Source organism: Kribbella sp. NPDC051770 (assembly GCF_040681455.1).
In the GTDB taxonomy this organism is placed as follows: domain Bacteria; phylum Actinomycetota; class Actinomycetes; order Propionibacteriales; family Kribbellaceae; genus Kribbella.
Genome location: NZ_JBFAYT010000001.1, coordinates 1,269,426 through 1,294,348 on the forward strand (window position 1 = coordinate 1,269,426; position 24,923 = coordinate 1,294,348).

17 protein-coding genes are annotated in these 24,923 nt (G+C 70.4%); 7 read left to right on the forward strand and 10 right to left on the reverse strand.

Annotated elements, in window-relative coordinates; translation table 11 throughout:
* Positions 1 to 20: 20 nt before the first annotated feature.
* Positions 21 to 644, reverse strand: coding sequence for a TetR family transcriptional regulator (locus AB0M01_RS06100; protein ID WP_363665954.1), 624 nt, complete (start codon positions 642 to 644; stop codon positions 21 to 23).
* A gap of 124 nt (positions 645 to 768) precedes the next feature.
* Here AB0M01_RS06100 and AB0M01_RS06105 point away from each other — a divergent pair, with 124 nt between their 5' ends.
* Together AB0M01_RS06105 and AB0M01_RS06110 are read left to right on the forward strand one after the other, a co-directional pair.
* Positions 769 to 2,214: an MFS transporter gene (locus AB0M01_RS06105; protein WP_363665956.1), complete on the forward strand. Its 1,446-nt coding sequence runs from the start codon at positions 769 to 771 to the stop codon at positions 2,212 to 2,214.
* A 75-nt stretch (positions 2,215 to 2,289) separates the two neighbouring features.
* Complete coding sequence (locus AB0M01_RS06110) at positions 2,290 to 3,933, forward strand: DNA repair helicase XPB (RefSeq protein ID WP_363665958.1); 1,644 nt, start codon at positions 2,290 to 2,292, stop codon at positions 3,931 to 3,933.
* On the opposite strand, the gene AB0M01_RS06115 is transcribed toward AB0M01_RS06110, so the two are convergent.
* A complete protein-coding gene (locus tag AB0M01_RS06115) occupies positions 3,926 to 4,468 on the reverse strand; it encodes an NTP transferase domain-containing protein (protein WP_363665960.1) in 543 nt (180 codons plus the stop codon). The genes AB0M01_RS06110 and AB0M01_RS06115 overlap by 8 nt on opposite strands.
* 180 nt (positions 4,469 to 4,648) lie before the next feature.
* Here AB0M01_RS06115 and AB0M01_RS06120 point away from each other — a divergent pair, with 180 nt between their 5' ends.
* On the forward strand, positions 4,649 to 5,422 hold the full coding sequence (locus AB0M01_RS06120) for a phosphatase PAP2 family protein (RefSeq protein ID WP_363665962.1): 774 nt from the start codon (positions 4,649 to 4,651) through the stop codon (positions 5,420 to 5,422).
* A 48-nt stretch (positions 5,423 to 5,470) separates the two neighbouring features.
* Positions 5,471 to 7,477, forward strand: coding sequence for an AAA family ATPase (locus AB0M01_RS06125; RefSeq protein WP_363665964.1), 2,007 nt, complete (start codon positions 5,471 to 5,473; stop codon positions 7,475 to 7,477).
* Here the strand turns inward: AB0M01_RS06125 and AB0M01_RS06130 are convergent.
* The 6 genes from AB0M01_RS06130 to AB0M01_RS06155 form a co-directional block, all read right to left on the reverse strand.
* Positions 7,474 to 8,970: a hypothetical protein gene (locus AB0M01_RS06130; RefSeq protein ID WP_363665966.1), complete on the reverse strand. Its 1,497-nt coding sequence runs from the start codon at positions 8,968 to 8,970 to the stop codon at positions 7,474 to 7,476. The genes AB0M01_RS06125 and AB0M01_RS06130 overlap by 4 nt on opposite strands.
* A complete protein-coding gene (locus tag AB0M01_RS06135) occupies positions 8,967 to 9,959 on the reverse strand; it encodes a hypothetical protein (protein ID WP_363665969.1) in 993 nt (330 codons plus the stop codon). The genes AB0M01_RS06130 and AB0M01_RS06135 overlap by 4 nt, the downstream gene beginning before the upstream one ends.
* A gap of 27 nt (positions 9,960 to 9,986) precedes the next feature.
* Positions 9,987 to 12,656, reverse strand: coding sequence for an alpha-L-fucosidase (locus AB0M01_RS06140; RefSeq protein ID WP_363665971.1), 2,670 nt, complete (start codon positions 12,654 to 12,656; stop codon positions 9,987 to 9,989).
* A gap of 59 nt (positions 12,657 to 12,715) precedes the next feature.
* A complete protein-coding gene (locus AB0M01_RS06145; protein ID WP_363665973.1) occupies positions 12,716 to 15,331 on the reverse strand; it encodes a family 20 glycosylhydrolase in 2,616 nt (871 codons plus the stop codon).
* Between the two features lie 11 nt (positions 15,332 to 15,342).
* Positions 15,343 to 16,236: a MurR/RpiR family transcriptional regulator gene (locus tag AB0M01_RS06150; RefSeq protein ID WP_363665975.1), complete on the reverse strand. Its 894-nt coding sequence runs from the start codon at positions 16,234 to 16,236 to the stop codon at positions 15,343 to 15,345.
* A gap of 68 nt (positions 16,237 to 16,304) precedes the next feature.
* Entirely contained in the window at positions 16,305 to 17,498 is a 1,194-nt protein-coding gene (locus AB0M01_RS06155; protein WP_363665977.1) for an MFS transporter, read from the reverse strand.
* A gap of 77 nt (positions 17,499 to 17,575) precedes the next feature.
* Here AB0M01_RS06155 and AB0M01_RS06160 point away from each other — a divergent pair, with 77 nt between their 5' ends.
* Positions 17,576 to 17,899 carry a transcriptional regulator gene (locus tag AB0M01_RS06160; protein WP_363665979.1) on the forward strand — a complete coding sequence of 108 codons (324 nt, stop codon included), beginning with the start codon at positions 17,576 to 17,578 and terminating at the stop codon, positions 17,897 to 17,899.
* Between the two features lies 1 nt (position 17,900).
* Here the strand turns inward: AB0M01_RS06160 and AB0M01_RS06165 are convergent, their stop codons facing one another.
* Complete coding sequence (locus AB0M01_RS06165) at positions 17,901 to 19,031, reverse strand: mandelate racemase/muconate lactonizing enzyme family protein (RefSeq protein ID WP_363665981.1); 1,131 nt, start codon at positions 19,029 to 19,031, stop codon at positions 17,901 to 17,903.
* Positions 19,032 to 19,154: 123 nt separating this feature from the next.
* Here AB0M01_RS06165 and AB0M01_RS06170 point away from each other — a divergent pair, with 123 nt between their 5' ends.
* Positions 19,155 to 21,416, forward strand: a complete 2,262-nt coding sequence (locus tag AB0M01_RS06170) for a PQQ-binding-like beta-propeller repeat protein (protein WP_363665983.1) — start codon at positions 19,155 to 19,157, stop codon at positions 21,414 to 21,416.
* Here the strand turns inward: AB0M01_RS06170 and AB0M01_RS06175 are convergent.
* Positions 21,413 to 22,288, reverse strand: coding sequence for a Gfo/Idh/MocA family oxidoreductase (locus AB0M01_RS06175; RefSeq protein ID WP_363665985.1), 876 nt, complete (start codon positions 22,286 to 22,288; stop codon positions 21,413 to 21,415). The two genes, AB0M01_RS06170 and AB0M01_RS06175, sit on opposite strands and share 4 nt — an antisense overlap.
* Positions 22,289 to 22,425: 137 nt before the next feature.
* Here AB0M01_RS06175 and AB0M01_RS06180 point away from each other — a divergent pair, with 137 nt between their 5' ends.
* Entirely contained in the window at positions 22,426 to 24,807 is a 2,382-nt protein-coding gene (locus AB0M01_RS06180; RefSeq protein ID WP_363665987.1) for a hypothetical protein, read from the forward strand.
* Positions 24,808 to 24,923: the final 116 nt, after the last annotated feature.

Here is a 24,923-nt window from a genome sequence, read left to right on the forward strand (position 1 = left end):
GTACAGCAGGGCGCCGACAGTCACGCGCGGGTGACCGGTGCCAGCAGGAGGCCGGTGATCGCGTCCGACAGACCTGTCGCGAGGTGGTGCCAGCTACGAGTCGCCGTGCCCTCAGCGACAGCCCGCTCGTGCTCGGCGCAGCTGTGGACGATCACGTGCCGGGCCATCTCCCCGCGCTCCGCACGCACAGCAGCGGGCAGCCTCGGCAGGCACGGGTTGAGCCCCTCACGCACCTCCCGGAGCTGCGGCGACGTCAGCGCCTCGTCGATCATGATCTGCCGCAGCAGCGGGTCGGTCATCGCCTGCGCCGTGAACCGCCCGTACCAGGTCGGCGCGGCCAGCGTCCCCAGGTACTCCGGCACCGGCCGCACCATGCACGCCACCCAGTCGCCCAGCTCGGGATCAGCGGGCAGCCCGCCGATCATCTCGCCGCGGATGCGCTCGATCGGCTCGCTGTGCCGGCGTACGACGGCCCGCACGAGGTCGGCCTTGGTGCCGAAGTGGTAGCCGACCGCGGTGTTGTTGCCCTGCCCGGCGGCCTCGCTGATCTGCCGGTTGGAGACCACGCCGACGCCGTGCTCGGCGAACAGCTTCTCGGCCGCGGCCAGGATCAGTTCCCGGGTCTGCTGTGCCCGCACCGCCATCGTCAACACCCATCTGTCCACCGGTTGTCGGCTTCAGATTGCCGAGTCGCTTGCTTTAAGTCAACTGACTGACTTACCGTTAGTTGTATTCCGCAACCAACAGTTTCCGCCCGGAGGCCCCTGCATGTCCGCTGTCCCCGCCGCACCGCGCCCCAACGCGGTGGTCGCCGCGCTGGCCTGCGCCGGTATCACGGTCTCGCTGATGCAGACCCTGATCATCCCGCTGGTCCCGCAGCTGCCGGCCCTGCTGCACGCCACCCCCAGCGACGCGACCTGGGCGATCACCGCCACCCTGCTGGCCGGTGCGATCGCCACCCCGATGATCGGCCGGCTCGGTGACATGTACGGCAAGCGCCGGATGCTGCTGCTCAGCCTGAGCATGCTGGTGATCGGCTCGATCATCGGCGCGCTGAGCGACTCGCTGACGCCGATGATCGTGGCCCGCACCCTGCAGGGTCTGTCGGCCGGCGTCATCCCGCTCGGCATCAGCATCATGCGCGACGAGCTCCCGTCCGACCGGCTCGGCACCTCCATCGCGCTGATGAGCGCCTCCCTCGGCATCGGCAGTGCGCTGGGTCTACCGGCCGCAGCGCTCCTGGCGGAGTACACGAACTGGCACGTGCTCTTCTGGACAGCAGCCGCAGCGGGCGCAGTAGTGCTCGTGGTGGTCGTCGCACTCGTCCCCGAGTCCTCCGTACGCAGCGGAGGCCGCTTCGACGCGCTGGGCGCCATTGGACTGTCCGTCGGGCTCTTCTGCCTGTTGCTGGCGATCTCCAAGGGCGCCGACTGGGGCTGGGGCAGTGGCGTCACCGACGGCCTGTTCGCAGCCGCCGTACTCGTGCTGGTGCTCTGGGGCTGGTACGAGCTGCGCGCCAAGCAGCCGCTGGTCGACCTGCGGACCACTGCTCGCCGCCAGGTGCTGCTGACCAACATCGCCTCGGCCGTGTTCGGCTTCGCGATGTTCGCCATGTCGCTGGTCCTCCCGCAGCTGCTGCAGCTCCCGAAGGCCACCGGGTACGGCCTGGGCCGCTCGATGCTCGCCGTCGGCCTGGTGCTGGCGCCGTCCGGTCTGGTGATGATGGCGACGGCTCCGCTGTCGGCCAAGATCTCCCGGACCCGCGGCCCGAAGGTGACGCTGATGCTCGGCGCGGTCGTGGTCGCGCTCGGTTATGGCCTGGGCATCGTGATGATGTCGGCGGTCTGGCAGCTGGTCGTGATCGCAGCCGTGATCGGCGCCGGCATCGGTCTGGCGTACGGCGCGATGCCGGGCCTGATCATGGCCGCCGTCCCGGTCTCGGAGACCGCGGCGGCGAACAGCCTGAACACGCTGATGCGCTCGATCGGTACGTCGGTGTCGAGCGCGGTCGCCGGGCTGGTGCTGGCCCAGGTGACGATCTCGTTCGGCGGCTTCCAGGTCCCGTCGCAGAACGGGTTCCGGCTGATCCTGGCGATCGGCTGCGGGGCGTCGCTGCTCGCGCTGGCGATCGCCGCGTTCCTGCCGCGGCACAGCCCGGCGGTGCCGCAGGCGGCCGTCGTACCGGGGACGCTGGAGGCCGACCCGGTCGGGTGACTTGCGGGACGAGGCACAATGGAGGGTCGGGCAGGGTGTCCTGCCCGGCCTCATCCGTCTGACGGGAGATGTTGCGTGACCGACGGACCGTTGATCGTGCAGTCCGACAAGACCCTGCTGCTGGAGACCGCGCACCCGGACTCGAACGACTGCCGCAAGGCGATCGCCCCCTTCGCCGAGCTGGAGCGGGCGCCCGAGCACGTGCACACGTACCGGTTGACCCCGCTCGGCCTGTGGAACGCCCGGGCCGCCGGGCACGACGCGGAGCAGGTGATCGACGTCCTGCTGCGCTACAGCCGGTACCCGGTCCCGCACTCGCTCCTGGTCGACATCGCCGAGACGCTGGACCGGTACGGCCGGCTCCGCCTCGAGAAGCACCCGCAGCACGGACTGGTCCTGGTGACGACGGACCGGCCGGTGCTGGAGGAGGTGCTGCGCTCGGCCAAGGTGAAGCCGCTGCTGGGCGACCGCATCGACGACGACACCGTGCTGGTGCACCCGTCCGAGCGCGGGCACCTGAAGCAGACGCTGCTGAAGCTGGGCTGGCCCGCTGAGGACCTGGCCGGGTACGTCGACGGCGAGAAGCACAAGATCGACCTGGACACCGACGGCTGGGAGATGCGGCCGTACCAGCAGCAGGCGGTCGACTCGTTCTGGCACGGCGGCTCCGGCGTCGTCGTCCTGCCCTGTGGCGCCGGCAAGACGATCGTCGGCGCGGCCGCGATGGCGCAGGCCTCCGCGACCACGCTGATCCTGGTCACCAACACGGTGTCGGCGCGGCAGTGGAAGGAGGAGCTGCTCAAGCGGACCAGCCTCACCGAGGATGAGATCGGCGAGTACTCCGGTGCCCGCAAGGAGATCCGCCCGGTCACGATCGCGACGTACCAGGTGATGACGACCCGGCGGAAGGGCGTCTACACGCACCTGGAGGTGTTCGACGCCCGCGACTGGGGCCTGATCGTGTACGACGAGGTGCACCTGCTGCCGGCGCCGATCTTCCGGATGACCGCGGACCTGCAGACCCGGCGCCGGATCGGCCTGACCGCGACGCTGGTCCGCGAGGACGGCCGCGAGGGCGACGTGTTCTCGCTGATCGGCCCGAAGCGCTACGACGCGCCCTGGAAGGACATCGAGGCGCAGGGCTGGATCGCGCCGGCCGACTGCATCGAGGTCCGGGTCGACCTGGAGCAGACCGAGCGGTTCGTCTACGCGACCGCCGAGCCCGAGGACCGGTACCGGCTGGCCGCGTCGACCCCGGCCAAGTCGCGGCTGGTCCGGCAGATCGCCGACCACCACAAGGGCGAGCCGATGCTGGTGATCGGCCAGTACATCGACCAGCTGGACGAGCTCGGCGAGCGGCTGGAGTGCCCGGTGATCAAGGGCGAGACGACGGTCAAGGAGCGCCAGCGGCTGTTCCAGGCGTTCCGGACCGGCGAGATCGACCGGCTGGTGGTCAGCAAGGTCGCGAACTTCTCGATCGACCTCCCGGAGGCGTCGATCGCCGTCCAGGTGTCCGGGACGTTCGGCTCGCGGCAGGAGGAGGCCCAGCGGCTGGGTCGCGTACTGCGGCCGAAGGGTGACGGGCGGACCGCGCGGTTCTACTCGATCGTCGCCCGGGACACCGTCGACGCCGAGTTCGCCGCCCACCGCCAGCGCTTCCTGGCCGAGCAGGGTTACGCGTACACGATCGTGGACGCCGAGAACTTGTTCGCTAGCTGATCAAGTCGTCGCAAGGGATCAAGGGGCACGGAACGCGTTTGAGGTAAGGGCCCATGGAGCGGTCGCCGGTGGCGGCGGCCGCTGCTCCTGCCCAGTGGTCGCGGCCGATGACCACCGGGTAGCCGGCGAAGCCGTTGAAGCCGGCCCGGGCCAAGGCGGCCGGTTCAGGGGTCGTCACTGACAGGACTCGTTCGAGGACTGCAGGTCCGACCTCTGGGCGGTCGACCATGTGGAAGAGCGCGGTGGGCGCATCCGTTTGCTCCGCCCAGGCGAACGCGGCCTTCACCGAGTGGGACAGCCCGTCCGACCAGTCCGGTGACGGTACGACGGTGACGTCCTCTCCCGCCAGCAGCGCGACCACGTCCGGCGCCGCCGCGCCGACCACCACACCGATCGGCCCGCAGCCCGCCGTACGGAGGACGCCGACCGAGCTGACCACCCACGGGGTCCCGTCGGCCGCGCGCATCAGACCGCCCGGCATCCCGAGCCTGGTCCCGGCGCCGGCCGCGAGCAGGACGCCGACCAGTTCTCCCATCCGGACAGTGTGACCTGTCGTCTCCACGTCATCCAGGAATTGACCCGGCACCGGCGTGGGTTGCACCGTGGGAGAGGGGGTGACGGTCCGGTAGCGGGTCGTGACCCGGGGGTTGCCCAGGGCAACTTCAGGGTCGCGCCTGGGGTATTCCGGAGGCTTCGACCGGTACCGTCGAAAAGTATGGGGACACAGGCACTGGAGCCCGTCGGGCTGGGTGAACGGCACCGGTCGGCAGGCCCAGTGGTCTGGCGAGTGGTCCGGGAAGCAGTCCTGCTGGCCACGCTCTTCCTGGTCTACAGCGCGGGCCGGCAGATCGCCGCGAAGCACACCGGGTCGGCCTTCGACCACGCCGGTCAGGTGCTGTCGTTCCAGCGCTGGCTGCACCTGCCGAACGAGGCAGCGCTGCAGCAGCACGCTCTCCAGGTCCCGCACCTGGTCGAGGGCGCCAACCTGTACTACGCCTCCGTGCACGCGCCGCTGACCGCCGTCGTCCTGCTCTGGTTGAGCATCTGGCGCCCGGCGGCGTACCCGCGAGTGCGCTGGACGATGGTGTCGGTCACCGCACTCGCCCTGATCGGCCACATCGTGTACCCGCTCGCGCCGCCGCGGATGATGCCCGGCTTCGTCGACACCGGACTGCTCTACGGCCAGTCGGTCTACGGACCGGACCACTCCGACGGCGTCGCGAACCAGTTCGCCGCGATGCCGAGCCTGCACGTCGGCTGGGCGGCGCTGATCGCGCTGTCGATGATCCTGATCACCCGCACGAAGTGGCGCTGGCTGTGGCTGCTGCACCCGGTGATCACGTTCGGCGTGGTGGTAGTGACAGCGAACCACTACTGGATGGACGGGCTCGTCGTGCTGGTGCTCCTCGCGGTCAGTCTGCCGCTGCTGCTCAGGCCCGGTCTGCGCGTCGCGGCTAATTCGGTTTCCCCGGCGGCCGCGGTCAAGTAACGTGACCGGGCTCCCCTGACCGTCGGCCCGCTTTGCGGAGGTCCTGTCATGCCCCCGGACGATCCCACCCTCGACGACGAACGCTCCTACCTGGCGACGTCGCGCGCCGCGCTCGCGGTGATGCGCGCGAAGACCGGCTCGCTGGAGATCGCCAGCGCCGACCCGGTGAACACCGAGTTCCTCAAGCAGGCGATCTGGCGCCGGATGAAGGAGCTCGAGGACGACCCGGACGTGCCGCTGTTCTTCGGCCGTCTGGACTACCTGCAGCCCGCGCCGGAGTCCTTCCACATCGGCCGCCGGCACGTCAACGACGAGGCCGGCGAGCCGCTGGTGGTGGACTGGCGGGCCGAGATCTCGGTGCCGTTCTACCGGGCCAGCAAGACCGAGCCGATGGGTGTTGGGACGCGGCGCCGGTTCGGTTTCACGCACGGCGAGATGACCGCGTTCGAGGACGAGGACCTGACCTCCGCGGACGCCGCCGAGGAGCACAGCGACATCCTGGACGCCGAGATCGAGCGTCCCCGGTCCGGCCCGATGCGTGACATCGTGGCGACGATCCAGCCCGAGCAGGACGTGATCGTCCGGGCCGGCGTCGAGCAGACCATCTGCGTCCAGGGCGCGCCCGGGACCGGGAAGACTGCCGTCGGGCTGCACCGGGCGGCGTACCTGCTGTACGCGTACCGCGACCAGCTGTCGCGCGCCGGGGTTCTGGTGGTCGGGCCGAACGCCAGCTTCCTGCGGTACATCGGCGACGTGCTCCCCGCGCTGGGTGAGATCGAGGCGAAGCAGACGACCGTCGAGGAGATGGTCGCGCGGGTGAAGATCGCCGGGCCGGGTCCGGCGCCGGTTGACGTGCTCAAGGGCGACGCCCGGATGGCCGAGGTGCTGCACCGGGCGGTCTGGTCGGGCATCCAGCCGCCGAAGGAGTCGCTGGTCGTACCGCGCGGCTCGCACCGGTGGCGCGTCCCGGCGTACGAGGCGGAGGAGCTGGTCACCGAGCTGCGGACCAGAGGCATCCGGTACGGCGCTGGGCGGGGCATGCTGCCGCAGCGGCTCGCGCACGCCGTGCTGCTGCGGATGGAGGCCGCTGGAGACTCACCTGACGACCGGGTGCAGGACGCGGTCGCCAGGAGCCGACCGGTGAAGCAGTACGCCGAGCAGCTGTGGCCGGCGGTGGATCCGGTGAAGCTGCTGTTCCGGCTGTTCACCGACGCGGAGCTGCTGGCTGAGCATGCTGCTGGGGTGCTGACCGAGGAGGAGCAGCAGCTGCTGCTGTGGGAGAAGGCGCCGCGGTCAGCGGGGGCGGCCAAGTGGTCGGTGGCCGATGCGACGCTGATCGACGAGCTGGCCGACCTGGTGGACCGGACGCCGAGCCTCGGGCACGTCGTACTGGACGAGGCGCAGGACCTGTCGGCGATGCAGCTGCGGGCGGTGGGGCGGCGGTGCTCGACCGGGTCGATGACGGTGCTCGGTGACATCGCGCAGGGGACGACGCCGTGGGCCACGCCGTCGTGGGACGAGGCGCTGACGCACCTGGGCAAGACCGGGGCGCACACGGAGGAGCTGACGGCCGGCTTCCGGGTGCCTGGTCAGGTGATCGAGTACGCCGCTCGCCTGCTCCCGCAGATCGCTCCGCACCTGACGCCGCCGACTGCTGTCCGGCGGGCGCGTGGTGAGCTGGCGATCACGCGGGTGGCCGACAGCCTGGCTGCTGCTGTCTCTACCGTCAGCGAGGTGTCCGAGCGTCTCGGCTCGATCGGACTGATCGTGCCGGACGCGCTGGTCGTGGAGACTCGCAAAGCACTGCAGGACAAGGGCCTCACGTTCGCGGTGCTGGGCGACGAGGACGATGTCGAGACGCACCTGGACGTTGTGCCCGCCAGCCTGGCCAAGGGTCTCGAGTTCGACCACGTGGTGCTGGTGGAGCCGGCGGGGATCATCGCCGGCGAGGCGGACGAACGCACCGGGCTCCGCAGGTTGTACGTATGCCTAACCCGTGCGGTGACGTCGTTGGCGGTGCTCCACTCGGAGGACCTACCAGAAGTACTTCGTTAGAAGCCTCTGGAGCCACCTGAGCGGCGCGAAGACCGGCGGCTGGAGCCTCCTCCGCTGGAGCGGGTTCTGGAGGAGAAGGAGCGGCGGCGGCTCGAGCCGGAGCTCCAGCTGCTGTCGGAGTCGCCGGAGCCCGAGCTGGCTGACCAGTTGCCGATGGACGTGCCGATGTTCGAGGCGGCTCGGCCCAGGCGGGCGCCGGCTCGGCGGGAGGCCCAGCGGGCTCGCATCTCGTTGCCCGCCCGGCGGGCGTCCTCGTCGGGGAACCACCAGCGGCGGCCGTCGCCTCGCGACCAGTAGCCGTCGATGTACGACGCCAGCTCCTCGCCGAGCGTCCAGTACGGGCGGGCGCGGTCCCGCACGGTGACCATGCGGATGTCCGGCTGCTCGTTGGCCGCCAGCCGCGCGGCACACGCGTCGCAGACGTCGACGGCCCGCTGGGCGCCGTGCTCGGGCGTCCAGTTCGCCGAGCCGGTGCTGGGACCGTGGCGCGGGTCGAAGAAGCACGGGGCCGTCGGCTCCGGCATCGGCTTGCCCGCTCGTACGGCGTCCAAGCAGAGCAGCCCGTAGCGAGCAGAGCCGAGCAGTGTCGCCACCGCCTCCGTGTCGCTGTCGCCCTCGGCAGCGTCGAGCCGGTGCCGCGCCTTCTCCACCGCGTCGAGCACGTCCTTCGACAGCTTCGCCTGCTGCGCGTCACCGGTTGTCGGCAGCGCTGACACCTGCTGCGACAGTGCGATGATCTCCTCGTTCAGGAGCGGCTTGGAGACCTCCAGGTGCTCCTGCTCCTCCTTGCGGCGAGCCCGGCGAGCGCCCAGCGCGGTCACACCCCACCAGAGCCCACCGAGCCCAGCAGCTCCGCCAGCCCAGGGCGCAGCGTCGACGTAGAACGGCTTGTCGATCACCTGTCCGCGCTGGATGAACCGCTCGAGCATCTCCTCGTAGTCCGGCGCGCAGCAGTCGACCGCCTGGTCGACGGCGTCTCCCACGTAGTACGTCGGCCCCTTGTCCGCCCGCTGCACCGCGTGGAAGCCGCGCCCGGCCGACTCGGACCGCGCATCCACCAGTACGGCGTACACGCCCTCGACGCCGACCCGGTCGTACAGCTGGTCGGCGATCTCCTCGCCGTCCCAGGCGAGCCGCGTGTACGACGAGATGCTGCTCGGCGCCGTGTCGATGGCCTCGGCCGGGATCACCGCGATCCGCATCGGCGCGGCAGCGGCCTTCGCGGCCCGGTCCAGCTCGCCGGTCTCGGTGGCGGTCAGCTTCTTCACCGCCGGGTCGACCCAGACCCCGGTGTCGCCGAGTGCGGCCGCCACCTTGTCCATGTAGCGCCCTGCTTCCGCCTCCGCGCGCTTTCGGTCGCCCACGATGTCCGGCGGGGTGTAGCGGAAGGTAGGTCTCGGCTTGGTGGGAGTAGGCGTAGGAGCAGCCTCAGCAGCAGCTACCGGGAAGGCGGAGAGCAGCACTGCACCCAGCAGCACTCTGGCGATCGTCATCGGGTTCCTCCCGAGAGGCGGGCTTGGCAGGCGGCGCAGACAGGGACCTCGCGGCTCTTGCCACCGGGCGGCGTGTACATCCAGTCGGTCACGGACGTCCCGTGGGCTGTGTCGAAGAAGCACAGCGCACGCCGAGCGGGCTTCGGCGTACCGGCGACGAGCGCCTGGGCGCAGGCCAGCCTCCAGCGCCCGTACTCGACCGTGGCCCGGACCTCGCGCAGTTGCTCGTCGCTGGGCGCTGCGTCGACCACACGCCCGGCGTCGGCGTACGCGTCCATCGCCGCCTGCACGTCTGCACCTGTGTCCACGCCGTCCAGACGCACGTCCGCCGCATCCAGTTCCTCGCCGAAGCGCGTCACGTCCTCCCGTGCCAGCGCCTGCCGCTCCTCCAGGCTGTCCGCCTCGTCCGGCAGTACGTCGTACGACGGCCGGTAGAGCGCAGGCCCCTCCTCCTGGCGCGGCCGGCGCCTCCACCACCACAGCCCCGCACCACCAGCGACGACCACCGCAAGCAGCACGACCAGCCAGACCGGGAAGCCACCGCTGTCCGCCTTCGGCACGTCGAGCTGATCCAGTACGCCGTTGAGCGTGCCGACCGGGTCAGACCGGCTGTGCTTACCCAGCTCGTCGGTGAGGATCCGGTCGATCGGGGTGTCCACCCCGACCGCGCTCCCCCACACGATCGCTCCGCCGAACACGACCAGGTAGATCCCGTCCTGTCGCTGCAGGTCGACCACCTGGTCGACGTACGAGCGTGCTGCCTGCTCCCGCGACCCGGTGGTCGCCAGCGACGCCGCTGGGACCACAGCGATCTGGATGGCCGGGTCCTGTCCCTCCACCCGCTCAGCGAGCTGCTCGGCCTGCTTGTCGGTGACCAGGGCTCGCTGCGTCGGGTCGACGTACACCGGACTGCTCTGCCACCCCTCCACGACGGTGCTGGGACCAGTCAGTGGAGCGGCGAGCAGGAGCAGTCCGGCCAGAAGACGCATGCGGGCTAGCTTGCCCCACGCGGGGTCCTAGTAGATCGACAGGGACAGCAGGTGGACCTTGCCGCGGGCCTGAGTGACCCGCACGCGCACCTGGTCGGTCGTCAACGGGTTGTCGAGCGTGAGGATCCGCTTGTGGCCGACGGCACCGAACGTGGCGACCTGCTTCCAGGTGCCCTGCGACCGGACCTCGACCACACCGGCCTCCACCTGCTGGCCGTGGCGGATGTCCTCACCGAGCGACACCCGCCGCACTGTCGACGGGTGAGCCAGCCGAACGGTCATGCCGTCGTCGCTGAACCGCCCACCAGCAGCGAGATCGGTCGGCATGTCAGCAGCGAGCCTGGCTCGCCACTCCGCCAGCCGGGTCACGTCCTGGTCGTCCAGCCGCCCCTGGCGGTCCGGTGGGATGTTGAGCAGCAGCACGGAGTTCCGGCCGACCGACTTGTAGTAGATATCGGCCAGCTCGTCCACGGACCGCGGCGACTGCTCCGGGTGGTGGAACCAGCCCTCCCGGATCGACACGTCCGACTCGGCCGGCCACCAGGCCAGCTCGGTCGCACCGGCGTCCCGCCCGGCCAGCAGCGCCTTCCGGCTGCCCTGGTCGGCAGCGGCGTACCCGAGGGCGTAGTCCGGTGCGCCGTTCGGCTTGGTGATCGTCGGTACGACGTTGAACTCGTCCGGCCGGGCCAGACCGGACTCGTTGCCGACCCAGCGCACGTCCGGTCCGCTGACCGCGATCGTCGCCTGCGGCGCGAGCGCCCGGATCAGCTGGTACCAGCTGGGGAAGTCGTAGGTCTCCACCTTGTCCGGTGGGATCCGCCCCTGGGCTCCGTCGAACCAGACCTCGTCCACCGGCCCGTACTCGGTCAGCAGCTCGTACAGCTGGTTCAGCATGTAGGCGCCGTAGTCGGACGCGGTCAGCGTGTACTGCGGCAGGTCCTGCCCGGCCCGGTCGTCGCCGGGCACCAGCGTCGGGATGGTGCGCGCCGTGTGCGCGCTGCCGTTGGCGTAGACGCCGTCGAGGAACTGGTTCTCGTCGGCCGGGGACAGGTAGAGGCCGACCTTCAACCCGTACTTGCGCATCGACTTCACGAACGCCTCGACCACGTCGCCCTGGCCGCCCTGCCAGGAGCTGGAGGCAACGCTGTGGTCGCTGTAGCGGGAGGGGTAGAGCAGGAAGCCGTCGTGGTGCTTGACGGTCAGGATGGCCAGCTTGAAGCCCGAGTCGCGCAGCGTGCGGGCCCACTGGTCGGTGTCCAGCCCGGTCGGCTGGAACAGGTCGGGGTCCTCGTCGCCGTGTCCCCACTCCAGCCCGGTGAACGTGTTGACGCCGAAGTGCAGGAACGCCGTCTGCTCCATCCGCTGCCACTCCACCTGCCGCGGCTCCGGCCGGATCGCGGAAGCCTTGGCGACCAGCGAGGTCACGCACTCGCCCTCCGCCACCGGCATGGTCTGCGCGGGCCTCAGCTTGCCCACCACACACGGCAGCGCCTTCAGCCCGGCCGGCGGCTTCCCCAGGAAGCTGCTGAGCCCGACCCCGTACGCCGTACCGCGTGCGCCGGTCAGCCAGCGCACTTCCTCGACCTGGTCGGTGGCAACGCTCGTACTGAGCGCCGTCACGCCCGGCGCGGTCAGCACGCTGACCTTGCCCTCATCGACCACCACCCCCAAGTAGTGGTAGGCGACACCTTCCTTCACCGCGGCGGCCGGCAGCCGAACCTCCGTCGACTTCCCACCCGCGCGCAACACCACGGAGTGCTTGCCCTGGGCAACCAGCTCCACGTCGCCGAGGTCGATCAACGAGGTCCCGCGGTCGAGCAGGTCGGGCGAGACCACCGTCTCCGCCAGCACCCCACCGTCGAGCTCCCCACGCCAGCTGACGCCACCACCGGCCAGCTTCAGCCGGCCAGGCTCAGTGATCTTCCCACCGGCCACCGCAAGCTGCGACGCCTTCTCCCCCAGGCCTGGCGCGTACTGCCCCTGGCTGATCGTCCCCTCGAACCCGACGCTCACCTTCGGCGTCGACGCGATCGGCTTGGCCAGCCGCAGGTCGGCCGGGTTGAACGCACCAGTGAACGTTGCCAGCCGCACCTGGCGGACCGACCCCGCCAGACCGCGCTGCAGCGCTGACGGGTGCACCTCGTTGCCCACACCGATCTCCGCACCCGCGTCGGGATGCCAGGTCGCCGTACCGGCTGTGCTGGTTGCAGCAGGGAGTTGCTGGCCATCCAGGAAGGCGTGCAGCGTCGCACCGGCGCCGTCGACCTCGTAGGCCAGTGCCAGCACGTGCTGCTCACCAGCACTCGGCACCGGGACCGACTGGACGACATCGGTCCACTGGCCGTTGACCTCCGAGCTGAAGCCGTACTGGAGGTTGCTGCCGCTGTAGCGGCCGAACACCGCGCCACCGATGGCAGTGACCGTCGCCAGGTTGGACTGGGTCGCCGCCGGGGTGAACGCCGTCTCGACCAGGAACGAGCGCTGGACCGAGCCGCCGGTGATCGGCGTACCGGGCTGGAACCGTACGCCGTCGGCAGCACCCGCGAGCACCAGCCCGCGGACCGGGTCCAGGGACTCCGCACCGGTCCGACGGGTGAGCGTGCCGCCCATCACCTCCCCGGTCGCGGCTGTGTAGGTGTTGCCGCTGGAGAACGAGCCACCGAACGACACGTCGAGCACATCAGGATCAGCTGCCACAGCGGGCACGGTACCCATCACTCCGATCAACAGGGCCGAGGCCAGCAGGAGGCGGGCCTTCACTTCGCGTCCACGGTGATCTCGGCGGCGGTCCCGAACGGGTTGCCGCTCGCCTCGCTCAGCTGGACCAGCCGCACGTACCGGGCGGTCGTCGCCGCGACCGGCACCCACTTGGCCTCCGGGCTGTTGCCGAACGTGCCCTTGGAGACCGGCTGTCCCCAGCTGACGCCGTCGCTGCTCAGGTAGAGCTCGTAGTCGGCAATGCGACCGTTGGTGGCGTTCTGCCGGGTCAGGTAGGTCACCGCACAGACCGACTTGTCAGCGCCCAGGTCCAGCTGGATCTCGTGCGGCGGCTGCGGCTGACGCGCCGACCACTCGGTGTGCCAGAACGTCGCCGGGTTCCCGTCGATCGCGTTGACCGCCCGGCCGTCCTCACCGGCGGTCTCCTCGCTGTCCACGAACTTCACCGCGACCGGGCTGGTCGCTGCGGTCGCACAGCTCAGCCGTACGCCGGCTGTCGCGCTCAGCCGATGCGTTGCGCCGTTCTGCTTGTACGACGTGGTTGCGCCGAGCGCCGCCGTACCTGCTGGCGCGTCGGCCGGAGGGGTCGCGGTGAACGTCGCCCCGAAGCTCCCACCGGCAGCGATCGCCGCCGTGGACCTGCTCGCCGGAGTGACGCTCCAGCCGGCCGGAACCGACGGCTGAACGGTGACAGAAGTAGCGCGGTCCTTCGCCGTGACGGTGACCGTCAGCTGCGCAGTGGAGCCCGCGACGACCGTCTGGCGGTCGACCGACGCCACAGCCCGCAGTACGGGCTTCAGGGTCAGCGGAATCGCCCGGTGGCCGTCGGGGATCTGCTGGACCAGTCCGCCGGAGCTGTCGAGTGTGGCGACCATGCGGGTGATCGCGTTGACCAGCGTGATCCTGCCGCCCGACTTGGTGAGCTGCCAGCGTTGCAGGCGGTTGGTGGAGTCGCACGCCTCGGCGGTGATCGGTGTGCCGGGCTGCAGCGGGGTGTTGAGGTAGCGAACGCCGACCCGGGACTCGGCGCAGCGGCCGGTCGCCAGGTCGGTCAGCGTGTAGTAGCCGTCGGTGGTGGGCGTGACGTCCCAGGCGGACTCGGTGCGGGACAGCTTCAGCTGCGCCGCCGAGGCGCCGAGGTAGTTGCGGCCGACGGAGAGCGAGTAGGTGCCGGCGGCCACCGGCGTACGGTCGACGTTGACGAAGCCCGGCGCGCGGCCGACGGCGTCGGCGCGGGCGGAGAAGGCGGCGTACGTCGGGTCGGGCTTCACCGTGCTCCAGGTCGCCTGCGCGACCAGCCGCAGCGGCATCCGGACCTCGGCCTCGATCTCGTTCTCGGTGTTGCCGGAGCCGTTGTCCGGCCAGAGGGTGATCTTCGCACCGGTGACACCGTTGCTACTGGCAAGCGTTTCGCCCTCGAAGCGGAGCGGGGTCCAGTTCGAGTCGTAGAGCTGCTGGGCATTGGTCTTGAAACCGCCGCGGACGTTGTAGAGCGCGTAGGCGGAGTTCATCACCTTGCGGCCCTCGGCGATCAGCCGGCTCGGCTTCACACCGCCGCTGAGCCAGTGCTCGACGACGATGTCGCGGTCGAGCGGAACGGTCGCGGCGTCGGTGATGCCGTCGTTCCAGATCCGAAGGGTCTTGCCCTTGGCCTTCACGTGCGCGTTGACCCGGTTGATGAAGTCGACGAAGGCGTCCTGCGGGACGGCGTCCGGACCGAACTTCGCGCGGGCGTAGGCGAGCAGCTGCGGGTACTTCGCGTAGTCGGAGCCGAGCATGTACTCGTCGGCCCCCATGTGCCAGTACGGCGTCCGGAAGGTGCGCAGGTTCTCGTCGATGATCGCGGTCAGGAAGTCGAACGCCTCGGGCTTGGTGATGTCGAGCCGGGAGACCTGCTTGGCGCCGGTGTTGTCGGTCAGCTGGAGATCGGGGCGGTTGCGGATCCACGGCTCGATGTGCCCGGGCGAGTTGACCTCGGGGACGATCGTGACGTGGTACTTGTCCGCGAGCCTTTGCAGAGCGGCGATCTGGGGCTTGGTGTAGTAGCCCCACTCGACGGACTCGGGGTGGGTGTCGCTCTTGATCTTCAGCTCGACCCAGAGCTGGTTGAGCTTGAGGTAGGCGGCGTCTTTGATGAGACGTTCGAACCATTGGGTGGAGATGTTGATGAGGCAGGCGCAGACGCCGACGCCGCGTTCGGCGTACGCCGGGATGTCGGTCACGCGGCCGGCGGGGACCTTGCCGTTCTTCAGCATCTGGAGGATGGTCCGGGTGCCGTAGAAGACGCCGGCGTTGGTTTTGGCGGTGACGCTGATGGTTTTCCCGACCGAGAGTTCGTATCCCTCGGCACCAAGCTCTGTGCGCTTGGAGTCGACGGCGAGGACGATGTCGCCGGTCTTCGCACGACCACCGACGACAGGCAGCCGAACATCCTCGGCGAAGGTCTCAGCTTCTCCACGCGCAGAGTTGGCAACCACCCTGCTGCGTTTGCTCAGTTCGAACTGCCCAGCAGCAGACTGCCAACCAGACAAAGCAGGCAGCACCTGCGGAACACTCTTTGTTTCAACAGCTTGTGCTGGAGCAGCCAGACCTACAGCTGCCAGCAGTGCGACCAGTAGAAGACGGATGGTGTGCTGCGGGCGGTGCAGCTTCACGGTGGGGCTCCTCAGCGGCGGCGGCGGGTGTGGTGGGGGCTGATGGATTTGGTGAGGTCTATGGAGTTGGCGGCTCTGTAGGAGGTGAGTTGGGCGACTCGGATGTAGAGGCAGTCGGTGACGACCAGTTGGGAGTGGCGGGCGGCCAGGCCTCCGCTGCGGAAGGTGGTTTCCAGGACGGCGGTGGCGAGTACCTCGTCTGCGGCTGCGGCGAGCGGGGAGCGCGGGTCGCTGGTGATGGCTATGACCTGGGCGCCTCGGTCTTGGGCGAGCTCTACCGGCTCCATGACCTCAGTGGTGGCGCCGGAGTGGGAGATGGCTACTACGGCGTCAGATGCAGTGAGGAGGGCAGCGGACGTGGCAGCGCCGTGGATCTCCGGCCACGCCCGCACCTGGCAGCCGATGCGGAACAGGCGCATCTCCAGCTCGGCGGCGATCGTCGAGCTGCCGCCGACGCCGTACACGTCGATCCGGCGAGCAGCAGCCAGTACGTGGGCGGCCCGGTCGAGCGCCTCCAGGTCGAGCTGGTCGACGGTCTGGGTGATCGCGCGGATGTCGGCGTTCGCCACCACTGTCGCGACCCGGGCGACGGTGTCGTCGTCATTGATCAGCGGACCGAGGTCTGTGCTCCAGCCGGGCACCTCCGCGCGGCCCAGCTGCGCAGCCAGCGCGATCCGCAGCTGCTGATGGCTGGACAACCCCACAGCCTGCGCGAACCGCGTGACGCTCGCCTGCGAAACCCCCGCCCGCTCAGCCAGCGCAGCAGTCGACAGCTCCGCAGCAACCGCGGGCTCAGCCAGTACGAAGTCCGCCACCAACCGCAGCGCCCCCGTCAACCGCGGCAGCGTCGCGCGGACGCGGTCTGCGATGTCCGGGCCGGCACCAACCGCGGAAGGATCGGACATGAAACAACCATTCATCGAAGGGCGGGTTCGATGAATGTTTGCGTCAGAGACGAGCAGGTGTCAAGGGATCAGTCCGCGAGAACCCCAACCACCTCGTCGGAAGACTCCAAGTCCTCGACTTCCTGCAGCTCCGGGTTCCGCCGCAGCTGCAGGATCAGCCCGAGCACGATCAGGCCGAGGACGGCAGCGATCGGCGGCAGCAGCTCGACGCCGACCAGGTTGATCACCACGCCGCCGACGATCGCGGCCAGCCCGGCACCCAGGTAGATCGCCGAAGCGTTCAGCGCGAGCAACAGCCCGCTGCCCGCCGCCATCTCCAGCAGCAGGTTCTGGATCGGCGGGTTGAACGCCCAGGTGAAGACACTCCAGACGAACAGCGCGACCGCGGCCCCACCGACATTGACGGCGGTCAGCGACAGCGTCCCGATCACCACGACGAAGCCGGACATCGTCACCGTCAGCGTCCGCAGGCTGCCGAACCGGTCCGTCGCCCGCCCGCCGAGCCAGTTCCCAATCACTGCGCCCAGCCCGTAGACCAGCAGCAGAATCCCCACCACTCCCCCGTGCAGGTGAGCGGTCTTGTCCAGCAGCGGCACCACGTAGATGTAGACGCTCATCGTCCCCAGTACGCCGAGCACAGTCATCACCAGCACGGTCTGCACCCGCCGGTCAGTCACGCCCGCGAACCGCTCCCGCAGACTCACCGGAGCCGGCGCCTCCACCCGTGGCAGCGCCAGCCGCACAGCAAGAGCGAACAGCCCAGCAACCACAGCAATCAGCGCGAACACCCCGCGGTACCCCAGCGGCCCACCCAGCAGACTCCCCGCCGGTACGCCGAGCACCAGCGCGAACGTCAGCCCACCGAACACCACCGCGACCGCCCTGCCGCGCTCCTTCGGCGGCAGGAACCCAGTGGCGAACAGCGTCGCCGCCGGCGTGTACGCCGCCGCGCCGAACGCCGCCACCACGCGCCCGACGATCAGCAGCGGGTACGACGTCGCCACCGCCGCGATGGCGTTCCCCAGCGCCGCCAGGGCCAGTGCCGCGATCAGCAGCGTCCTGCGCTCCCAGCGGCCGGTCAGCGTGGACAGCAGCGGCGCGCCGACGGCGTACGAGAGCGCGAAGGCAGTCGCCAGCTGGCCCGCGGCGGTCAGGGAGACGTGCAGCTCGGAACTGACCGACGGCAGCACCCCGGACACGACGTACGCGCTGGTCCCGACGGCGAACGCTCCGCCGGCCAGCAGGTAGATCCGTGCGGACATCAGCAAACCCCTCCAAGTCGAATGATTCGATGTTGATCGTACTACGATATTCATCGAACTTCGACAGGCGTCGTACTATGGACTGCGTGAGCACCTCGAAGCAGTTACCGCAGCCCGACCGGGACGAGATCCGGGTCGACGCCGTGCTGCAGGCCCTCGGCGAGCCGGTCCGGCTGATGATCGTGCGGATGCTGGCCGACACCTCCGAGGGGATCGCCTGCGGAGAGCTGGAGCTGCCGGTGACCGCATCGACGCGCGCCCACCACCTGAAGATGCTCCGCGAGTCCGGCGTCGTCAGCACCCGCACCGAAGGCACCCGGCGGATCAGTGCGCTGCGCCGCGAAGACCTGGACGCCCTCTACCCCGGTCTGCTCGACGGAGTCCTCGCCGCCAAGCAGTAGCTCACCAGTTGGTGACCGAGCCGTCCGGCCGGTGCAGCCGCGGGATGGTCGCGGTCTCCGGCGCACTGGCCTGGGACAGGTCGGCCCGGATGCCGATCCCCGGGTCGGTGTCGGAGGCAATCAGCCGGCCAGGCTCCAGTACGACGCTGCTGGTGAACGCGCCCACCTCCGACGCGAAGTGGTGCGCCTGCTCCTGCACGCTGACGTTCGGCAGCGCCGTGGTGAGCTGCGTCGACGCCGCCGTACAGACCGGGCCGATCGAGTTGTGCAGCGCCAGCTGGACGTGGTGCGTCTCGCACAGCGCGGCGATCTTGCGGCCCTCGGTGATACCGGTGTGGCCGATGTCGATCCGCGCGTGGTCGATCAGCTCGTCCTCCACCAGCTGCCGGAACTCCCACTTGGTGACGAACTGCTCCCCCGCCGCCAGCGGTACGCCGACCCGCCCGCGCAGCGACTTGTACGCCGACAGGTGCTCGCTGCGCAGCGGGTCCTCGACGAAGAACGGCCGGACCGGCTCCAGCTCGCGGCACAGCTGCACCGCCTCGGCCAGGTCGAGCCGCGTGTGCGCGTCGACCAGCAGCTCGACGTCGTCGCCCAGCCCGGCCCGCAGCTCCTGCATCAGCTCCACGGTCCACCGCACCGCCCGGCGGGCGTCGTACTCCGGCTCCTGCGGGTCCCAGGCCGTGAACCGCAGATGCTTCCACCCTGCCTCGGCAAGCTCCGCCGCGTGGTTCAGCACGTCATCCATTCCGCCACCACGCACATGCGCGTACGCCGGTACGTAGTCCCGCGACCGACCGCCCAGCAACGAGTACACCGGTACGCCGAGCGCCTGCCCTCGCAGGTCCCACAGCGCCTGGTCGATGCCGGCCAGCACCGACCCGTGGTGCCGGTCCGACGGGAAGAACACCGACCGGAAGCCCAGCTGCCAGATGTGCTCGATCCGGGTCGCGTCGACACCGACCAGCAACGGCCTCAGGTCCTTCACGACCCCGGCCGCGGCCCGCTCCCGGCCACGCATCCCGACCTCGCCGATCCCGGTCAGCCCGTCGTCGGTGCGCACCACGACGACCAGCACCGGCCAGTCGTCCGCACCGGGCAACGCGACCAGGTCGAGCTGAGCAATCTTCACCAGGACACTCCAACCGTCTCGGGAACGACTCGATCCGATGTCGAACCTCGCCGTGCAATCTCTCTCTTCCCCCAAGAATTGCACCCGCCGTTCCGCCTTCTCCTTCTCTGGCACACTGTGGCGGTGGTGGCCCTGCGCGAGCGATGGAACGAGTCGATCCCCGGCTCCGAGGCGTTGGCCGACGATCTGATCGCCAGGTACGTCGGACGCAACCGCCGCGCCTACCGCGACCACTACCTCGACACCGTGCTCTCGGCGCTGGACTCGTTGCTGCAGCTCAGCACCGACCCGACGTCGGTCCGGCTGGCCGCCTGGTTCCACCGCGCGGTCCACGAACCAGGTGGCGACCCCAGCGAGGACGCCGAAGCCTCAGCCCGGTTGGCCGAGCAGCTGCTGCCGCAGTACGGCGTAGCTCCGATCCGGATCGCTGAGGTCGCCCGGCTGGTCCGGCTGACCGGCGAGCTGGCCACTCCGCCGACCGACTCCTACGCACCACCCCGTCGCGACGCGAACGGCGACGTCCTGCTCGACGCCGTGAACTCCGTCCTCGCCACCGACCCGAGTCGCTACACCGCCCACGCCGCCGAAGTACGCCGGGACGCCGGCGAGCGCACGATCGCCATGGCCCGCCGGTACGACGAGGTTCGCGCGCTGCTCGACGGCCACCTCTACCGGACCCAGCTGGCCCGCCAGCGGATGGGAGCCGTTGCCCGGGTCAACCTGGAGACCGAGCTGGCCGGGCTCGACAGCGAGCTCCCCGCACCTTGGCGCGGCTGGCAGCAGGCGGCGCTGGCAGCTGCTGCGACGTTCGCCGCGATCGCTGCTGTTGTCGTGGCGATCGCCGCAGCCGGCGCCCCTTGGCAGGTCCCAGTCGTCGACGTGGAGTCCGGCTGGCCTCCGGTCGGCCTGGCGGTCTTCTCCTTCTTCTCTGCGCCACTGCTCTTCCGCAGCTCCCGCAGCAACACCCAGCGGGCCAAGCTGATCTCCGGCACGGTCATCGCTGTCGCCACGACCGGGCTGCTCGTTGCCTGGGCCAAGGTCCCGACCACCAACCCTGCTGTGGGTGTTGGGCTCCGGGTGCCGCTGCTGATCTCCGCACTGCTCTTGCTGCTCGTTGCAGGCGTTGCGGCGCTGGTCGCCTCGTTGCTGCGAACCAGAGCCGCCCGCTACACCCCGACGCGGAACGTCGGTCAGCAGCTGGCCTGGCTGGCCGTTCCGGCCGTGATCGCCCTGGTCCTGCTGCTGATCGTGCAGCCGCTGTCCAGGAACTACGTGCTCGAGTCCAACGAACGCGTCGAAGGCGCAGCGCCGGCCGCCGGTGCTGCACCACGCTCACTGGTCGACGGCCGGGTCGCCTGGGTCAGCCGGGCGCTGACCGGCGCCGGAGCCGAGGAGGCCGTCAGTACGCCGTACGGGATCGCTGTGCCGCGGCAGACCGGCTCGGTGGAGATGCTCGACGCTGCGACGGGCGAGCTGCGCTGGCGCTACAGCCGGTCGGACTCGGACGAGAAGCCGAACATCGCCGCGACCGGCGACGGGCGCTACGTGCTGGCCGAGTTCACCGACATCGGGTACCTGCTGCTCGACGCCGAGACCGGCCACCGGCAAGCAGCCTGGCCCGGTCGGACCAGAGACCACGCCATCGTCCAGGCCGACCCGCTGCTCACCCGGCAGGAGGTCAGCCGCGGTGCTGACCGGCTGCGCGGAGTGGACGCCGACGGCAACGAGCGCTGGTCCTTCGAGCCCGGCCGCTGTACGTCGGTCGACGCAGCTGCCACCACCGACACCGTCGTCGCGTTCCTCGGGCACAGCTGCGACGACAAGCCGGACGACATGGTCGGTCTGGACCTGAAGAGCGGCAAGGAGCTGTGGCGGAAGTCGCCGAGCAACCTGTTCCGCCGGTCGGTGGTCGTCGGGGGTCTGGTCGTCGTCGCCGAGCAGAGCGAGGAGGCGAACACGCCAGGCGCGCTGGTCGCCGTACAGCCGCGGACCGGAGAGATCCAGTGGCGCTGGCCGGTGCCGCGAGACTGGTCGTGCCGGACGTTCCTCAGCCCGGCCGGGCGGCTGCTGGTCGTCGTCGACTGCCCCGGACCGGACACGCGACAGAACAACAAGACAGTCGTCACCGCCATCGACTCGGCCACCGGCCGGACCGCCTGGCAGACCACCGCACCCGTCAACCCGCGGGCGAGAGTGGCAGTCACCGAGGACGCCCGGGTTGTCTCGCTGTCCCGTGGCTTCGACGGCTGCTACGCCAACAGCATCGGCCGGACCGGGTTGCGCCGGGCGCGCTTGCCCGAGGGCATCTCCTGCAGCCGGGACATCCGGGCAGTGGGCAACCTGCTGCTGACCTCTGGCAACAGCAGCATCATCGCCCTCCGCTAGGAGAGCTGCGACTCGGCGGAAGAGAGCAGCTCAACCACGCGCGTTCCGAAGGCCGCGTCGATCTGGTGCGACTCCCCGGACTCCGCGGCAGCGACCAGCTCCGCCGCTGCGATCGCCAGCGCGTCCACCGAGGAGGTCTCCGTCGGCGGGAGCAGCGCGGTCCCGGTCTCGCCCCAGATGCCGGTCTCGAAGTTGCTGCCGGCCGGTGGCGCGGACAGCGACAGGCTCGCCGTACTGGTTGCACCGGACTCGTGGGTGAGCACCAGGTGGACCAGACCGCTTTCACCGCCGACAGCTCGCAGCGACGCGATCGGGCCGAGCATGGCGCTCAGGTTGGACAGGGCGTGCGGCCCGACGTCCCAGAGCGCTCCGCGCTGCTCGCGACGCCACTGCGACTCGCTGTACGGGTTACCGGGAGCGTCCAGCGACGCCAGCATCCGGGCCCAGCCGCCCTTCCAGCCGCCGCGCTCGCGGACCTCGGCGAAGAACGACCGCAGCTCCGGCTGGAACCGGCCGGTGAAGAAGACCACCGACGCGATCCCCTCGGCCGCCACCTCGTCGGCCACCGCCCGCGCGTCGTCCAGCGAGTCGGCGACCGGCTTGTCCAGCAGCAGGTGCTTGCCGACCGCCGCCGCCTCCAGCGCCATCGTGGCCTGGACCCGCGGCGGAACCGCGAACGCCACCGCATCCACGACCTCGAGTAACTCCGCGTAGTCGTCGTACCCGGTGGTCCCGAGCTCGGTAGCCAGCGCGTTCGCGCGCCCCGCATCGCGTCCCCAGACCCCCACCAGCTCGACGCCCTCGGCGGCCCGCAGACCGGGTCCGTGGGTACGCCGGGCCCAGGGACCGGTGCCGACCAGACCGAACCGCATGCTGTTCTCCGTTCCCGACGACCCGCCCGGGCCGGGCAGCGGTCTGGTGACGAGCCGATATCGCTTTGGCCACGACCCTAACCGTGGACCCCGGATCGGTCGGTCCGGGGTGCTCCCGGGTGTCAGACTCCATAACCATGGACCTGCGCGACCAGTGGAATCGCCTGCTGCCGCACGCGCAGCCGCTGGGCGAGGACCTGCTGGCTCGTTACGCAGAGTTGCATCGCCACTATCACGACCAGCAGCACCTGTCGGAGATGCTGACCACGATCGACGAGCTGGCCGCGGTGGCCGACGACGCCGACACGGTCCGCCTGGCGGCCTGGTTCCACGACGCGATCTACGACCCGAAGGCCGACCCCGGCGAGAACGAAGAGGTCTCGGCGCAGCTGGCCGAGCTCGAGCTGGCGGCGTACGGCGTGGAGGCGGAGCGGGTGGCCGAGGTCGGCCGGCTGATCCGGCTGACCGCCCGGCACGACTGCGAGCCCGACGACGCCAACGGCGCCGTGCTCTGCGACGCCGACCTGCGCGTGCTCAGCATGGACGCCGACCGGTACGACGAGTACGCGGTCGGTGTCCGGGCCGAGTACGAGCACATCGCCGAGCGCGACTTCGCCCGCGGCCGGATGACCTTCCTGCAGAACCTGGCCGAGACCCCGCTCTACGCGACCGCGCACGGCCGCGAGCACTGGGAGAAGCCCGCGCACGCCAACCTCGAGCGCGAGCTGACCCGCTGGGCCCCGAAGGCGGCCCGGCCGATCTCCGGCCTGATCCCGATGATCTACCTGGGCGCCGCGCTCGGAGTGGTGATCGCCGCCTCGGTCCTGCTGGGCCGAGGCCTCGGCGCCGCCGCCCGCTGGCCGGTCGCCCCGGACGAGTCCACCGGCTTCCCGGTCTGGGCCCCGATCGCCGGTACGGCGGTCGCGGCCGGGCTGGCCTGCGCGTGGTTCCGGCGCGCGCAGCCGAAGCTGATCACGATCCCCGCGATCGTCTTCTGCGCCGTCGGCGTGGTCGCGACCGGTGTCTGCTGGTGGCGCTGGCCGGCGACAGCTCCCGGCGCCGCGATGAGCGAGCGCTGGCCGTACCTGATGCTCGCCTCGGTCGCGCTGCTGATCGCCGGAGCCCTGCTGGCGCTGGCCAGGCGCCTGCGGCTGGCTCCGCCGTACGCCGTCGCTCCGCCGCGAGCGCTGGGCCTCGGCGTGACCGTCGTCTGCGCCGGTGTGCTCGCCTGGATCATGGTGTCCGCCGGCGAGCCCTTCGTACAGGCCCGGCTCGAGACGGCGAACACGGTCAGCACCACGGCGACCATGCCTGCGGGTGTGCTGCCGGTGCAGCTGGACGGCGAGCTGGCCTGGAGCCGGGAGGTGCCGGCCACCGGCGCCATCGCCGGGACCGTCGGTGGAGTCGCCGAGCTGCGTCCGGACGGTGTGGTGATGTCCGACGCGACCACTGGTCAGATCCGCTGGCGCTACTCCCGCGCCGACGTCGTCGACGCCGCCTCCAACGGCTCCCGCGGCCTGCTGGTCTCCAGCGACGGCCGGACGATCGCCGCCCACCTCCCGTACGGCAGCAACCGCGCACCGAGCGGCATCGACCTCCCGACGTACGCCGTACTGGATGCTGACACCGGTGACGTGCTCACCGAGGTCCACACCGACGGCACCGCGCTGGCCGTCGACCGGAACCAGCTGCTCGTCGCCGAGGGCAAGGAGGTCGTGGCGCACGGAGTCAGCAACCCGACCCACTGGCGGACGCGGCTGCAGTGCGCTGTGACCCAGGGCGTGCTGCTGGCTGACCAGGCGGTCGTGGTCGACGCCTGTGGCGGCAACGGCGCCGAGGTCCGTGGCCTCGACCTGAACAACGGCGACCAGAAGTGGGACGTCGACCTCGGCATCCAGTTCGAGCTGAGCGCCGAGCTCGACCCGTCCACCTGGATCGGCGACCTGGTCGCCGTACCGGACACCCGGGAGGTCTCCGGCCTGGTCTGGACCAGCGACGCCGGCGGCACGCTGCACCAGTGGTCGGTCGACGTCGGCGAGGGCCGGATGCTCTGGACCACCCCAGTGCCCGGTACGCCGCGGCCGCGGCTCGGCACGTCCTCCTGCGACGCCCAGCTCGCCGCTACCCACAGCACGATCGTCCTGGTGACCTGCAGGACCAGCACCGAGCCCGGCGAGCCGCAGACGTACGACGTCTCGGCGGCGAGCCCGGCCGACGGTACGCCGCAGTGGCACCACCTGCTGGAGGTCCCGCCGAAGCTGCAGCACGCGTCCTTCCCCCGGGACGGCTTCGGCCTGCTGCCGGACGGCCGCGTGGTCACGCTGATGCCGCAGCAGAACGGCGTCTGCTCCCCCGTCATGATCGGCACCACCGGCGTCCAGCCCCGCCCGATCATCGCCAGCCCGGACGCCGCCAAGGCCTCCGAACGCGACAAGGTCACCTGCGACAAGCCCACCGTCGCGGTCGCGGGCGGCCGCCCGATCTTCAGCGACGGCGTCCGCCTCTTCGCCATGAACTGATGGACGCGGCCACCGTCGTCGAGGCCCTCCGCCCGGCCGTTGCCAAGGGCTACCTCGGGTAGGGAATTCCTTTGCCCGGCGGTTGGTTGATCCCTATCGTGATGACCATGTTCCGC

Coding starts and splice junctions, on each gene's coding strand:
- AB0M01_RS06100 (WP_363665954.1), bottom strand. CDS start 644: ATGGCGGTGCGGGCACAGCAGACCCGGGAACTGATCCTGGCCGCGGCC.
- AB0M01_RS06105 (WP_363665956.1), top strand. CDS start 769: ATGTCCGCTGTCCCCGCCGCACCGCGCCCCAACGCGGTGGTCGCCGCG.
- AB0M01_RS06115 (WP_363665960.1), bottom strand. CDS start 4,468: ATGGGAGAACTGGTCGGCGTCCTGCTCGCGGCCGGCGCCGGGACCAGG.
- AB0M01_RS06120 (WP_363665962.1), top strand. CDS start 4,649: ATGGGGACACAGGCACTGGAGCCCGTCGGGCTGGGTGAACGGCACCGG.
- AB0M01_RS06125 (WP_363665964.1), top strand. CDS start 5,471: ATGCCCCCGGACGATCCCACCCTCGACGACGAACGCTCCTACCTGGCG.
- AB0M01_RS06130 (WP_363665966.1), bottom strand. CDS start 8,970: ATGACGATCGCCAGAGTGCTGCTGGGTGCAGTGCTGCTCTCCGCCTTC.
- AB0M01_RS06135 (WP_363665969.1), bottom strand. CDS start 9,959: ATGCGTCTTCTGGCCGGACTGCTCCTGCTCGCCGCTCCACTGACTGGT.
- AB0M01_RS06150 (WP_363665975.1), bottom strand. CDS start 16,236: ATGTCCGATCCTTCCGCGGTTGGTGCCGGCCCGGACATCGCAGACCGC.
- AB0M01_RS06155 (WP_363665977.1), bottom strand. CDS start 17,498: ATGTCCGCACGGATCTACCTGCTGGCCGGCGGAGCGTTCGCCGTCGGG.
- AB0M01_RS06160 (WP_363665979.1), top strand. CDS start 17,576: ATGGACTGCGTGAGCACCTCGAAGCAGTTACCGCAGCCCGACCGGGAC.
- AB0M01_RS06175 (WP_363665985.1), bottom strand. CDS start 22,288: ATGCGGTTCGGTCTGGTCGGCACCGGTCCCTGGGCCCGGCGTACCCAC.
- AB0M01_RS06180 (WP_363665987.1), top strand. CDS start 22,426: ATGGACCTGCGCGACCAGTGGAATCGCCTGCTGCCGCACGCGCAGCCG.